The organism is Nitratireductor mangrovi, from assembly GCF_007922615.2.
Lineage (GTDB): Bacteria > Pseudomonadota > Alphaproteobacteria > Rhizobiales > Rhizobiaceae > Mangrovimarina > Mangrovimarina mangrovi.
Map to the genome: position 1 here is coordinate 869602 of NZ_CP042301.2, position 13805 is coordinate 883406.

The 13805-nt window shown below is 63.5% G+C and carries 13 protein-coding genes; 3 read left to right on the forward strand and 10 right to left on the reverse strand.

Annotation, left to right across the window (positions count from 1 at the left end):
• Positions 1-3: 3 nt before the first annotated feature.
• From FQ775_RS04195 to FQ775_RS04230, 8 genes are all read right to left on the reverse strand, one after another.
• The gene (locus FQ775_RS04195; RefSeq protein WP_146299495.1) at positions 4-1143 is read right to left on the reverse strand and encodes an ABC transporter substrate-binding protein; all 1140 of its coding nucleotides are present in this window, start codon (positions 1141-1143) and stop codon (positions 4-6) included.
• Between the two features lie 107 nt (positions 1144-1250).
• Entirely contained in the window at positions 1251-2087 is an 837-nt protein-coding gene (gene kynA / locus FQ775_RS04200) for a tryptophan 2,3-dioxygenase (protein WP_146299494.1), read from the reverse strand.
• 67 nt (positions 2088-2154) lie between these two features.
• Positions 2155-3780, reverse strand: a complete 1626-nt coding sequence (locus FQ775_RS04205; protein WP_146299493.1) for an AMP-binding protein — start codon at positions 3778-3780, stop codon at positions 2155-2157.
• 13 nt (positions 3781-3793) lie between these two features.
• Positions 3794-4936 (reverse strand): acyl-CoA dehydrogenase family protein, encoded by a 1143-nt coding sequence (locus FQ775_RS04210; RefSeq protein WP_146299492.1) that lies wholly within the window; start codon positions 4934-4936, stop codon positions 3794-3796.
• A complete protein-coding gene (locus tag FQ775_RS04215) occupies positions 4936-5739 on the reverse strand; it encodes an enoyl-CoA hydratase family protein (RefSeq protein WP_167813161.1) in 804 nt (267 codons plus the stop codon). Before FQ775_RS04215 ends, FQ775_RS04210 begins: the two co-directional genes overlap by 1 nt.
• Positions 5740-5744: 5 nt before the next feature.
• Positions 5745-6221: a MarR family winged helix-turn-helix transcriptional regulator gene (locus FQ775_RS04220; RefSeq protein ID WP_146299490.1), complete on the reverse strand. Its 477-nt coding sequence runs from the start codon at positions 6219-6221 to the stop codon at positions 5745-5747.
• Entirely contained in the window at positions 6221-6970 is a 750-nt protein-coding gene (locus FQ775_RS04225; RefSeq protein WP_146299489.1) for an SDR family NAD(P)-dependent oxidoreductase, read from the reverse strand. Before FQ775_RS04225 ends, FQ775_RS04220 begins: the two co-directional genes overlap by 1 nt.
• 2 nt (positions 6971-6972) lie before the next feature.
• Positions 6973-9264, reverse strand: a complete 2292-nt coding sequence (locus FQ775_RS04230; RefSeq protein WP_146299488.1) for a bifunctional salicylyl-CoA 5-hydroxylase/oxidoreductase — start codon at positions 9262-9264, stop codon at positions 6973-6975.
• A gap of 211 nt (positions 9265-9475) precedes the next feature.
• On the opposite strand from FQ775_RS04230, the gene FQ775_RS04235 reads away from it, so the two are divergent.
• Positions 9476-10309, forward strand: coding sequence for an alpha/beta hydrolase (locus FQ775_RS04235; protein ID WP_146299487.1), 834 nt, complete (start codon positions 9476-9478; stop codon positions 10307-10309).
• A gap of 87 nt (positions 10310-10396) precedes the next feature.
• Positions 10397-10633, forward strand: coding sequence for an Lrp/AsnC ligand binding domain-containing protein (locus FQ775_RS04240; RefSeq protein ID WP_146299486.1), 237 nt, complete (start codon positions 10397-10399; stop codon positions 10631-10633).
• Here FQ775_RS04240 and FQ775_RS04245 read toward each other — a convergent pair whose 3' ends face one another.
• Entirely contained in the window at positions 10634-11860 is a 1227-nt protein-coding gene (locus tag FQ775_RS04245) for an MFS transporter (protein WP_146299485.1), read from the reverse strand.
• A gap of 188 nt (positions 11861-12048) precedes the next feature.
• The gene (locus tag FQ775_RS04250) at positions 12049-12963 is read right to left on the reverse strand and encodes an enoyl-CoA hydratase-related protein (protein WP_246730264.1); all 915 of its coding nucleotides are present in this window, start codon (positions 12961-12963) and stop codon (positions 12049-12051) included.
• Here FQ775_RS04250 and cysE point away from each other — a divergent pair.
• Complete coding sequence (gene cysE, locus FQ775_RS04255; protein ID WP_146299484.1) at positions 12962-13783, forward strand: serine O-acetyltransferase; 822 nt, start codon at positions 12962-12964, stop codon at positions 13781-13783. The two genes, FQ775_RS04250 and cysE, sit on opposite strands and share 2 nt — an antisense overlap.
• Positions 13784-13805 lie beyond the last annotated feature (22 nt).

Genomic DNA, 13805 nt, shown 5'->3' on the forward strand with positions numbered 1-13805 from the left:
TGCCTACATCTTGCACTCCGACGCGTAGGCGTCCTGATGATCTTCAAGCGCCACGCCTACGATCTTGTTGGTCAGGACGTCGCCCTCCTTCACGACCTCCCGGACGTAGATGTCCTGGATCGGGTGATGGTTGGGTCCGAACTTGAAGTCACCGCGAACGGAAGTGAATTCCGCCGCCTTGAGGGCGGCGCGGAAGGCGTCCTTGTCCTTGACGCTTGCCTTGGCCGCTGCCGCAAGAATGAGGTTGGCGGTGTCGAAGCCCTGGCTGGCATAGAGAGACGGCAGCCTGCCATACTCGGCCTGGAAGCTCTCGACAAAGGCCTTGTTGGCTTCGTTGTCGATGTCCTTCGACCATTGCGAGGTGTTCTTCACGCCCAGCGCGGCATCGCCGACGGCGCCGAGAATGTCCTGGCTGAAGGAGAAGGCCGGACCGACCACGGGCAGGTCGACGCCGGATTGGGCGAATTGCTTCATGAACGCGATGCCCATTCCACCCGGCAGAAAGAAGAACAGCGCATCGGCGCCGGAGGCACGTATCTGGGCGATTTCGGCGGCATAGTCGGTGGCGCCGAGCTTGGTGTAGACCTCGCCGGCGAGTTCTCCCTTGTAGAAGCGCTTGAAGCCGGTGAGCGCATCCGTGCCCGCCGGGTAGTTCGGCGCCATGATGAACACCTTCTTGTACCCCGAAGAGGTGGCATAAGCACCGGCTGCCTCGTGCAGATTGTCGTTCTGCCAGGCGACGTTGAAATAGTTGGCATGGCAGTTGGCGCCGGCCAGAGGCGACGGCCCGGCGTTCGGCGAGAGGTAGAATGTTCCCTGGTTGACCGCGTTCGGCACGACAGCCATGGCGAGGTTGGACCAAATGATCCCGGTCAGGATGTCGACCTTGTCGCTCTGAAGCATCTTGTCGGCGATCTGCACCGCAAGGTCCGGCTTCATCGCGTCGTCTTCGGTCACCACCTCGATCTCGGTGTTGCCGGACTGCTTGATCGCGAGCATGAAGCCATCGCGTACGTCGACGCCGAGACCGGCACCGCCGCCGGACAGTGTGGTGATCATGCCGACCTTGACCGGGTCGGCGAACGCGGCCCCGGCGATGCTGGCGGAAAGGGCGAAGACGCCCGCAGCTAGAAGTTTTCTCATGATTTTCTCCCTATTACTCCCTCTGGCACCAAGTCGTTTTCCGAAACGCCCAACCCGTTGGTTCGTTTGCGTTTCATCAGGACAGTCCGCAGTGCCTCGGCCTGTCCTCAAAGCTCGGTTCTGACTTTCCACAATTCCGGAAAGAGTTCCACCTCCAACATCTTACGCAGATAAGAGACGCCCTGCGTGCCACCTGTGCCGCGCTTCAGCCCGATGATACGCTCGACGGTGGTGACATGATTGAAGCGCCAGCGGCGAAAATAGTCCTCGAAGTCGACCAGCTTCTCCGCAAGTTCGTAGAGCTGCCAGTGCCGCTCCGGCGCCTCGTAGACGCGCTTCCACGCAGCGACCACCTCGGGGGCCTCCTGGCGCGGCTGCCTCCAGTCGCTGCGCTTCGCGTCGTCGCCGACGTCGAAGCCTTCGCGGTCGAGCAGCAGTAACGCCTCGTCGTACAGGCTGGGCCTCGCCAGGATTGCCTCCAGCCGCTTGGTCACGGAGGCATCGTGCGCATGCGGCTTCAGCATGCCCAGATTGCGGTTGCCGACAAGGAACTCGACGGCCCGATACTGCCAGGACTGAAAGCCGGACGACTGGCCGAGCGCACCTCGGAAGCGGGTGTACTCGCTCGGCGTCATCGTGCGCAGCACGTCCCAGGCGCTATTCAACTGCTCGAAAATGCGCGCCACGCGGGTCAGCATCTTGAAAGCCGGCTGCAGCGAGCCCTCATGGATGGCGGCCATGGCTGAACTCAACTCGTGGATTGCCAGCTTCATCCACAGTTCCGACGTCTGATGCTGGATGATGAACAGCATCTCGTCCGGCGAGGCCGAAAGCGGTGTCTGGGCATCGAGAATTTTTTCGAGGTGGAGATAATCGCCATAAGACATACGTGCGGCGAAGTCGGTCACGGCGCCTTCTCCGGAGGGGTCGTAGCTGGCACTCATGCCGCGCGTTCCCGAGAGTTGCGGGCGATGATTTGGCGCCGGATGCCCAATGCAATGCTGGCGGTTCTCATTTCGCGGCATCCTCGCGTAACCGGAAACGCTGGATCTTCCCGGTCTGCGTCTTCGGCAATGTCTTGGTGAAGATAACCGAGCGAGGATATTTGTAGGGAGCGATCGTCGCCTTGACGTGTTCCTGCAGCCGCTTTTTCGTCGCGCCGTCGGCTGCCACACCCTCAACCAGGACGATGTGTGCCTCCACGATCTGGCCGCGGGCTTCATCGGGCGTTCCGATCACGGCGCATTCGACGACGTCGGCGTGGGCGAGCAGGGCGGCCTCGACCTCAGGGCCGGCGATGTTGTAGCCGGCCGAAACGATGATGTCGTCGGCGCGCGCAGCGAAATGGAAGCGGCCGTCGTCGTCCTGGTAAAAGGCGTCGCCGGTCAGGTTCCATCCGTCGCGCACATAGCCGAGTTGGCGGTCGTCGGCGAGGTAACGGCACCCGGTCGGTCCTCTCACGGCGAGCTTTCCTACCGTGCCACGCGGCACCTCATTCATGTCGTCGTCAACGATCTTCGCTTCATAGCCCGTCACCGGTCGGCCGGTGGTTGCCGGATGCAGGTCATCGAGACGGTTGGAGATGAAGATGTGCAGCATCTCGGTGGCGCCGATGCCGTCAAGGATCGGCTTGCCGGTCTTCTTTGTCCATTCCTCGAAGACCGGCGCGGGCAGCGTCTCGCCGGCCGAAACCGCTATGCGAAGCGAGGAGAGATCCGCGCCTTCGTCCATTGCCGCCAGCATTGCGCGATAGGCGGTCGGCGCGGTGAACGAGATGGTTGCCTTGTAGGTCTCGATGATCTCGACCATGTTGGGTGGCGTTGCACTCTCAAGCAGCGTCGCCGCCGCTCCGAAGCGCAGCGGGAAGATCGCCAGTCCGCCGAGCCCGAAGGTAAAGGCGAGCGGCGGCGACCCCACGAAGACATCGTCCGGAGTGACACGGAGGATTTCCTTGGCATAGGCATCGGCGATCACCAGCAGGTCGCGGTGGAAATGCATTGTCGCTTTCGGCACACCCGTCGTTCCCGACGTGAAGCCGAGCAGGGCGACATCATCGCGCCCGGTCTTGACCGCCTGAAAGATCACCGACTTGTTGAGTGCCACGCGGTCGAGTTCGGCGTCATGGTTGGCGGTGCCGTCAAAGCCGACGACCTGCTTGAGGAAGCTGCTTTCCTTGGCGCAGGCGACCAGTTCGTCCTTGGCGCGTGTGTCACAGAGCGCGAGCGCGATCTCCGCCTTGTCGACGATCTTCGCAAGCTCGCCGGCCCGCAGCATGGGCATGGTGTTGACGACCACCGCGCCGGCCTTGGTGGCGGCGAGCCAGCAGGCCACGACAGCCGGATTGTTGGGGCCGCGGATCAGCACCCGGTTGCCGGGTTTGACGCCGTAGTCCTCGACCAGCGCATGGGCGAGGCGGTTGGTCCAGTCGGCGAGTTCCTTGTAGGTGCGGCGGCGGCCGTTGCCGATCAGCGCAGTGCGGTCGCCAAAGCCGCGCTCGACCATACGGTCGGTCAGTTCGACCGCAGCGTTGAGGTATTCCGGATAATCGAAGCCGGCGAGCAAAAATTCCGGCCACTGCTCCTCGGGAGGCAGGTTGTCGCGGGAAAATGTGTCGGTGTGGCCCGAAGGTCCGAGCATGTTCGCCGTTCCCCTAGTTCATGATCTGTCTGGCGATGACGATTTTCTGCACGTCGGACGCACCCTCGTAGATCCGGAGTGCGCGGATCTCGCGGTAAAGGCTTTCGACGATATGGCCGCGGCGTACGCCATCGCCGCCATGCAATTGCACCGCCTTGTCGATGACCTCTTGCGCCCGGTCGGTGGCATAGAGCTTGGCCATCGCCGCCTCGCGTGTGACGCGCGGCGCCCCCGCGTCCTTGGTCCAGGCGGCGCGGTAAACGAGCAGGGCGGCGGCATCGACATCGAGCGCCATTTCGGCAAGGTGACCCTGAACCATCTGCAGGTCGAAGAGCGGATTGCCGAACAGTTCCCGTGACTTGGCGCGCGAAAGCGATTCATCGAGCGCGCGCCGCGCGAAACCGAGCGCAGCCGCGCCGACGGTTGAACGGAACACGTCGAGCACCGACATGGCGATGCGGAAACCTTCGCCCGGTCCACCGATCATCGCCGACGCGGGCACCCGTACGTCGTCGAAGGAAAGCCGCGCCAGGGGGTGAGGCGCAACCACCTCGAGGCGCTCGGCAACGGTGAGTCCCTTGGTGTCGGCCGGCACCAGAAAGGCTGAGATGCCCTTGGCGCCTGGCGCCTCGCCGGTGCGAGCGAAGACGCAATAGACGTCGGCGATGCCGCCATTCGAGATCCAGGTCTTTTCACCGGAGAGCACATAGTCTCCGCCGTCGCGGGCCGCCGTCATGTCCATGTTGGCAACATCGGAGCCGGAGCGGGGCTCCGAAAGGGCGAAGGCCGAGATTGCTTTGCCCAACCGTGTTTTTTCAAGCCACTTCTTCTGCTCAGGCGTGCCGAAGAAGCTGATTGCGCCGGTTCCGAGGCCCTGCATCGCGAAGGCGAAATCTGCCAGCCCGTCGTGGCGGGCGAGCGTCTCGCGGGTCAGGCACAAGGTCCGGACGTCGAGAGGGCCAGGGGAGGCGGGGTTGACCGCGGTCGGCCGAAGCCAGCCGTCCTGTCCCAGTCGGGCGACCAGTTCGCGGCAGGCAGCGTCGACGTCGACGTGATCGACCGGCAGGTTTTTCACGCACCACGCCTCCAGCCGGTCGGCATGATCGCGATGGCGGTCCTCGAAAAACGGCCACGACAGGAAGGAACGGTCCGCCATCAGTCGCCCTCGAAGACCGGCTTCTGCTTGGCGACGAAAGCGTGATAGGCACGCTCGAAATCCTTGGTCTGCATGCAGATCGCTTGCGCCTGCGCTTCGGCCTCGATCGCTTGGTCCAGACCCATCGACCATTCCTGGTTGAGCTGCGTCTTGGTGATTCCGTGTGCGAAGGTCGGCCCCGAAGCAATTGATTTGGCGAGCTTCATCGCATCGGCTTCAAGCTCGCCGAACGGCACGAGGCGGTTGTAGTAGCCCCAGCGCTCGCCTTCCTCGGCGCTCATCGAGCGGCCGGAGTAGAGCAACTCCGCGGCGCGGCCCTGTCCGATGATGCGGGGCAGGATGGCGCACGCGCCCATGTCGCAACCGGCGAGGCCGACCTTTGTGAACAGGAAGGCGGTCTTGGCCTCAGGAGTCGCCAGGCGGATGTCGGAGGCCATGGTGATGATGGCGCCGGCACCGACCGCCACGCCGTCGACGGCGGAGATGATCGGCTTGCCACAATTGAGCATTGCCTTGACGAGATCGCCGGTCATTCGGGTGAAGGCGAGCAGGCCCTTCATGTCCATGGAGACCAGCGGACCGATGATGTCGTGGACGTCGCCACCAGAGCTGAAATTGCCGCCGTTCGGAAGGAAGACGACGACATCTATGTCGTCGGCATAGGCGAGCGCGCGGAAGGTATCGCGAAGTTCGGCGTAGCTTTCGAAGGTGAGCGGGTTCTTGCGCTCAGGTCGGTTGAGGCGCACGCGTGCGACCGTACCCTCCGTTTCCCAGAGAAAATGCTGCGGCTTCAGCTTCGCCATGTTGCTCACGCCTCGGCCTCCCAATTGCTGCGAAACGTGTTGAGGACGGTCGACAGATGGCGCGCCTCATCCTCGCCGATATCGGCGAACAGTTCGCCGATCCAGCTTTCGTGAACGGCTGCCATGCGCCGGAACTCGGCCTCGCCGCGACTTGTCAGGCGTACGATCGAGGTCCGCCGGTCGCCTTCGCGTTGGGCGCGCGCCACCAGGCCGTCCTCCACCAGACGGCTGACGATCCCGGTCACGTTGCCGTTCGAGACAAGGAGGAAGCGCGACAAGTCGCTCATCAGCATGCCCTCGGGCTGACGTGACAACGTCGCCAGCACGTCGAACCGCGGCAGCGTCGTGTCGAACTCGCGTTTCAATCTTTCGCGCAAGGCGTTTTCCACGACGCGCGAGGCGCGCAGCATCCGAATCCAGAGCCGCAGGCGCTCTCTGTTGCCGGTATCGCCCTCGGTTTTGGCGAGCAAGCCCGCGACCATCACGATCCTCCGGAAATGGCGATGGGCTGCCCTGTCACCGAGATTGCGGCGTCGCTGACGAGCCACATGGCCGCGGCCGCGACTTCCTCGGGCTGGATCAGGCGGTGGTTGGGATTGATCTCGACGAAGCCCTGCCGCGCCTCTTCCTCGCTGCGCCCGGTCTTTTCCATGACGCGGCGCACTGATTGTTCCAGCATCTCCGTCTCGACATAACCCGGGCAGATGGCATTGACGGTGACACCGGTCTTCAGCAACTCGGCGGCCAGCGCCCGCGTCAGCCCGACCACGCCGTGCTTCGAAGCAACATAAGGGGCAACGTAGGCCGAGCCGCGCAAGCCGGCGACCGAGGCAACAAAGATGACGCGGCCGCGCTTGCGGTCGGACATGCCTTTCAGCGCCGGACGGACGGTGAGGAACGCACCGGTCAGGTTGACGTTGATGATCCGGTTCCATTCCTCCAGCGAGGTCTTGTGAGCCGGCGCACTGGAGGCAATGCCGGCATTGGCAACAACAATGTCGAACGGGCCGCGCGCCGCCTCGGCGGTCTCGTAGAGCTTGGCGACGGAGGCCTCGTCGGTCACATCAGCCGCCACGGCGTGGATATTGGCGTCCTGGTCGGCGACCTTGGCGAGCGCGTCCTCGCGGCGGCCACAGATCGTCACCGCGATGCCTTCCTTGGCCAGGGCGAGCGCGATGGCGCGTCCTATGCCAGTGCTGCCGCCGGTCACCAGAGCGTGGTTCCAACTCATCGTCACACCTTTCCGGTCATCTGGTCCTGCCGCTCTGCCAGCCGATAAAGCTGGTCGCGGCCGGGAAGGTATGGGTCGGGCCAGTGCACCTGACGGTCCCCGAGTGCGGCGGCGGCATGCAATGTCCAGTAGGGGTCGGTCAGATGCGGCCGCGCCAGACACACGAGGTCGGCGCGTCCGGCCATCAGGATCGAGTTGGCGTGGTCGGGCTCGTAGATGTTGCCGACGGCGATGGTCGCCATGCCGGTTTCGTTGCGAATGCGATCCGAGAACGGTGTCTGGAACATGCGTCCATAGACCGGCTGCGCCCGCCTGGAGGTCTGACCCGCAGAGACGTCGCAGATGTCGACGCCGGCTGCCTGCAGGACGCGAGCGATCTCAACAGCTTCTTCCGGCGTTACCCCTTCCTCGCCGACCCAGTCGTTGGCCGAAATGCGAACCGAGATCGGCTTTTCCGCCGGCCAGACCTCGCGCACGGCATGGAAGACCTCAAGCGGATAGCGCATGCGGTTTTCGAGAGAGCCGCCATATTCGTCGGTGCGAGTATTGGTCAGTGGCGTGATGAAGGATGACAGCAGGTAGCCGTGGGCCATGTGCAGTTCGAGCATATCGAACCCACAGCGCTCGGCCATCTCTGCCGAGGCCACGAACTGGTCGCGCACCATGTCCATGTCGGCGCGGTCCATGGCCTTCGGCCTCTGGTTATGCTCGGACCAAGGCACCTCGGAAGCAGAAAGCAGCGGCCAGTTGCCGTCCTTCAGCGGTGCGTCCATCTCTTCCCAACCGAGTTGGGTTGAGCCCTTCGGGCCGGAGTGGCCGATCTGGGCACAGATCTTGGCTTCGGTCTCGGCGTGCACGAAGTCGACCAGCCGCTTCCAGGCTGTCTCGTGCTCGGGGGCGTAGAAACCCGGGCAGCCGGGAGTGATACGACCCTCGGGGCTGACGCAGGTCATCTCGATATAGATCAGCCCGGCACCGCCCTTGGCGCGCTCGGCGTAGTGGGCGAAATGCCAGTCGGTAGGGCAGCCGTCGACCGCCTTGTATTGTGCCATGGGCGACACGACGATGCGGTTCTTGAGCTTCATCTCCCGCAGCTTGAACGGCGCGAACATCGGCACGCGAGCGATGTTGACCTCGTTGCCGGCCTCACGATGGAACCAGCGTTCCGCGCCTTCCAGCCAGCCCTTGTCACGCAGGCGCAGGTTTTCGTGGCTGATACGCTGCGAGCGGGTCAGGAGCGAATAGTTGAATTGCACCGGGTCGAGATGCAGGTAGCGCTCCACATCCTCGAACCATTCGAGCGAATTGCGGGCCGCCGACTGCAGCCGCAGCACCTCGAGCCGCCGCGCATCCTCGTATTTGCGGAAGGCGGACTCCAGGTCGGGTTCCGAGGTGACGTAGTCGGCCAGCGCGATCGCCGACTCCAGTGCAAGCTTGGTGCCCGAACCGATTGAGAAATGGGCGCTCGCTGCCGCGTCGCCCATCAATGCGAGGTTCTTGTGCGACCAGCGTTCGCACAGAACCCGCGGGAAGTTGATCCAGGCCGAGCCACGGATGTGGTTGGCGTTGGTCATCAGGCTGTGGCCGCCGAGGTAGTCCTTGAAGATTTCCTCGCAGACCGCGATCGATTCCTGCTGCGACATGTCGCCGAAGCCGTATTTCGCCCAGGTCTCCTCCGAACATTCGACGATGAAGGTCGCGGTCTCGTCGTCGAACTGGTAGGCGTGCGCCCACACCCAGCCCTTGTCGGTTTGCTCGAAGATGAAGGTGAAGGCGTCGTCGAATTTCTGGTGCGTACCGAGCCAGACGAATTTGCAGGCGCGCACATCGATATCCGGCCTGAAGACGTCGGCAAAGGCCTTGCGGGCCTTGGAGTTCAGGCCGTCCGCGGCCAGAACGAGATCATGGCTTTCCATGTAGGCCCGTGGCTCCTCGATCTCGGTTTCGAAAACGAGGTTGACGCCGAGTTCACGGGCGCGCTCCTGTAGCAGGAGAAGAAGGCGCATGCGGCCAATGCCGCAAAAGCCGTGGCCGGTCGAGACGGTCCGTGTACCGCGATAGAAGACGGCGATATCGTCCCAGTAGGCGAAATGCTCTCGAATACGCTCTGCGCTGATCGGGTCGTTGGCGGCAAGATTGTCGAGGGTTTCATCGGAGAGCACCACGCCCCATCCGAAGGTATCGTCGGGACGGTTGCGTTCGTATACGGTCACGTCGTGTGCGGCGTCGCGAAGCTTCATCGAGATCGCGAAATAGAGGCCGGCCGGCCCACCGCCGAGGATGGCGATCTTCATATCGGGCTATCCTCCCCTTCTCGACCTAGCCAGCATCGCAAAGGCGGCGGTATATTTCAAGCATAAAATTTCAAGGTTGAAATAATTTCGGCCATCGGGCATGGAGATGCCATGCGTGCGACTTGCGGCGGACCGCGAACCGGGCATTCTTTCGCGGGCGAGGGGCCAAGGTTGCGGAAGGATGCCCGGTCGCCACAACGTGGAGCGAGTTATGACCAACTACCATCGGGTTGCCGATTGGGACGACGCCTATGCCAATGGCGCCAATATCGCCGGCGGCGAGCGCTGGCCGGACGCCTGGGTGGTGCCGGCGCGCATGTTTCGCGACCAGCTCAAACAAGACGGACGCGCTCGTATCGACCTATCGTACGGCGAACGGTCGCGAAACCGCTTCGACCTCTTCCTGCCCGCGGCAGGCCCGAAGGGACTGATGGTGTTTGTCCATGGCGGATTCTGGCTGCGCCTCGACAAGAGCTACTGGTCACACCTCGCTGCCGGCAGCATCGCGCGCGGTTACGCCGTCGCAATGCCGTCCTATACGCTCTGCCCGGAAATTCGCGTTGGCGGCATCGTTGCCGAGATCGGGCGCGCGATCGAGGCCGCAGCCCGAGAGGTAGATGGCGCGATCTTTCTTGCCGGCCACTCCGCCGGCGGCCATCTGGTCAGCCGCATGGTGACGGTAACGTCGCCCCTGCCGGCGGCCGTCCTCGACCGGGTGAAGAATGTGGTGTCGATCTCCGGCGTGCACGACCTTCGCCCGATCATGCGCACCGCAATGAATGCAAGCCTGCAAATAGATGCGCCCGAGGCCCGCGTCGAAAGTCCCGCGCTGCTCGACCCCGCGCCGGGCACGCGCATCTGCTGTTGGGTCGGTGGCAACGAGCGGGCGGAATTCCTGCGTCAGAACGCGCTGCTGGCCAACGCCTGGACCGGCTGTGGTGCTGAAACGGCAACGGTGGTCGAACCAGACCGCCACCATTTCAACGTCATCGACGGGTTGTCTGATCCTGACCACCCTTTGACGCGAACCTTGTTGACAGCCTGATCCGCGCGGCTGAAGTTCACCTCCGAACAACATTCGCTGGTACGGGCGGCCTTCGGAACCGCCGATCCGGAAAATCACAGGTCAGAGATGCGAGCCGTTTTCGTTCAAGTACAATGTTACCCTGGCAAGACCTACGCGGTCGCCGACGCCATCTTCGAGCGGGAGATTGTTTCGGAGATGTACTCCACCAGTGGCGAGTACGACCTCATGATCAAGCTGTACATCGAGGACGGCGTCGACGTGGGCAAATTCATCGACGAGAACGTCGCCAACGTGGCCGGTATCTTCCGCACATTGACGACGCTGACCTTCAAGGCGTTCTGATCAGGCAGCGGCCATGCGCGGCCTGCGCGTGCGCATGAGAAGGAAAATCATCACCGCGATGTTGAGAACGTTCCACGCGATGCCGTTGACGAAAGCCGCGCGGTAGGAACCGGTCAGATCGTAGATGAAGCCGGAGAGCCATCCGCCGAACGCCATGCCGACGATGGTCGCCATGATCACGATGCCGATCCGCTCGCCAGCCTCGCGGGGCGGCAAATATTCGCGCACGATGATCGCGTAGGACGGCACGATGCCACCCTGCGACAGGCCGAACATCAACGATACGACATAGAGCGAGGCGAGCCCGTCGAAGGGGATGTAGAAAAGCAGCGCGATTGCCTGCAGCACCGATCCGAGCAGCAATGTCTTCACGCCGCCGATGCGGTCGGCGATCATGCCCGATGCGAGCCTGCTGACGATGCCCGCGGCAAGCATCAGCGAGAGCATTTCAGCACCGCGCGCTACGCCGTAGCCGAGATCAGCGCAATAGGCGACGATATGAACCTGCGGCATAGACATGGCCACGCAGCATCCGACGCCGGCGACGATCAGCAACCCTTGCAGGAGGCGCGGCGAGAGCGCCGCGGTCAGCCGGTCAACAGCGTTGGTGGCATGCGTCGTTGCCTGGAAATCAGGAGCCCGGCCGCGCAGCAGGAGCACCAAGGGCAACATGGCGAGCAGACAGAAGATACCGACACCGGCATAGGTGAACCGCCAGCCGTCGAAGGCCATTCCGGACTGCAGAACCCAAGGCCAGATCGCGCCGGCGATATAGTTTCCGGAGGCTGCGCTGGCGACGGCAATGCCGCGGCGGCGTACGAACCAGCGCGAGATGTCGGCCATTAGAGGCCCGAAGGTGGCCGCCGCCCCGAACCCGACAACGAGTTGCGCTGCGGCCAGTAGCCAGATGCTGGGTGCGATCGCACCAAGCAGATAGCCTGACCCAAGGCAGAGAATGGCGCCCGTGGTTGGGCGGACGACGCCCAGCCGGTCGACGAAACGACCGATGATTACGTTGCCCAGGGCGAAACCGACCATCGTCATCGTGTAGGAGAGCGATGCGTCGCCGCGGCTTACCCCAAATTCTGCCTGGGCCGCTGGCAGCACAACCACGATCGACCACATGCCGACGCTGCCGATGGTGCCAAGCAGCATGGTAATTGCCAGTCGGAACCAGGCGTGCTGGCCGTCGGGCAGGAAACGCGGGTCAGTGGCAGTGACCGCCATTGCGGGCTGGTCCTCTCTGGATAGCCGCCTGCATCGATGCGCGGCGGGCAGGGGCGGAAAATGCTTCCCGGTGCCTGAAGGCGCTACCGCCACGTGTCGGAGCCTGATGGTCCAGAAGGCCGGAGCACGTGCGCAGAGTTCGCAGCTTAACACGGTGAAGGGCGCGACGCGGGCGGGAGAGCGGGCTGCTAGATGCCCTTGAAGCGAGGACGGCGACGTTCGGCGAAAGCTGTTCGCCCCTCGGCGTAATCCGCGCTGTCGAAGGTTGCATCTCCGAGCGCGCGTGCTCGTTCAATGTCCCCGATGTCGCGGCTGAACGTCGCGACAATGGCGGCCTTCGAGGCCCGGATCGTCAAAGGCGCGTTCGCCGCAATGTCGCGGGCTGTCGCGTTGCAACGCTGCCAAAGCGCTTCCGCGTCCTCGACGACCTCAAGCAGGAAGCCCGCCCGCAAGACGTCTCCGGCGTCGAGGCGGGCGGCGGAAAAGAGGAGATACTTGGCCATTTGCGGTCCGGTCGCGGCCACGATGTCGGTCATGGCCTCCGCCGGATAGGCGAGGCCTAGTCGTGCGGCCGGAACCGAAAACCGGGCGTCCGCGGTCGCGAGCCTGATGTCGCAGGCGGCGGCGATGCCGAAGCCGCCGCCAAAGCAGGTGCCAGAGATCGCGGCGATCGTCGGAAGACGTGAATTGCGAATTGCCGCGAAGGCCGCAGAGTTGGCGGCTTCGTAGTCTCGCGCAGTACCCGCATCGCGGCGCACCACGCCGAACTCGCTGATGTCGGCTCCGGCACAGAAGTCAGTGCCGGCACCTCGCAGGATCACGACGCGCGCCGCATTGTCTTGCTCCAGCGCCGCAAAGACGTTCGTAAGCGCGCGCCACATGGCCAGGGTCAGGGCGTTTTTCTTCGCGGGACGGTTGAACGTGACCGCGACCACGCCATCGTCGTCACGCGAGACCGCGAGCGCAGTTTCCGCTCCTGCTTGAATTCCGGCCATTTCAATCCAATTGAAGAAGCGTTGAGGAAATTGATGTTCAATGCGAGGCCGTTCTGACGTATGTTCCCGGCCACCGCAAGCCGACGCTGCCCAAGGGAGCCGGATCATGAGTGCACGTAGCCACGCCCGGTCGAGCGAAATCCGACCTGTCGATCCGATTTGGGACTCCGTGCGTCAGGAGGCCCGCGAGGCGGTCGAAAACGACCCGCTGCTGGCCGCCTTTCTGTTTTCGACGATCCTCAACCACGACACGTTGGAAGAAGCCGTCATCCACCGTATCGCCGAGCGACTTGATCATGCCGATCTCAGCGCCGGGCTGATTGCGCAGACCTTCGCCGAAATGTTGAAGGCCAATCCGGAATGGAGCGCTACGGTACGCGTCGATATCCAGGCCTATTACGACCGCGATCCGGCCTGCAGGCGCTTTCTCGAACCTGTGCTCTATTTCAAGGGGTTCCACGCCATCCAGACGCATCGGCTCGCGCACTGGCTTCTGAGTGAAGGCCGGCGCGATTTCGCGCTCTATCTGCAGAGCCGCTCGTCTGCCGTGTTCCAGACTGACATCAACCCGGCGGCACGTATCGGCAAGGGCATTTTCGTCGATCATGCGACGGGCTTCGTGGTCGGGGAGACCGCGGTCGTCGACGACGACGTCTCGATCCTGCACGGTGTGACGCTCGGGGGCACCGGCAAGGCAGGCGGCGACCGCCATCCCAAGATTCGCCGCGGTGTTCTGATCGGCGCCGGGGCGAAGATCCTCGGCAATATCGAGATCGGCCATTGCAGCAAGGTCGCTTCCGGTTCTGTCGTGCTTTCCTCCGTTCCCAACAACAAGACGGTGGCGGGCGTGCCTGCGCGTATCGTTGGCGAGGCCGGCTGCGCGGAGCCGTCGCGAGCAATGGACCAGCTTCTGTCCGGCAAGGACTGATTTAGCGCCACGGCTTTCCGAC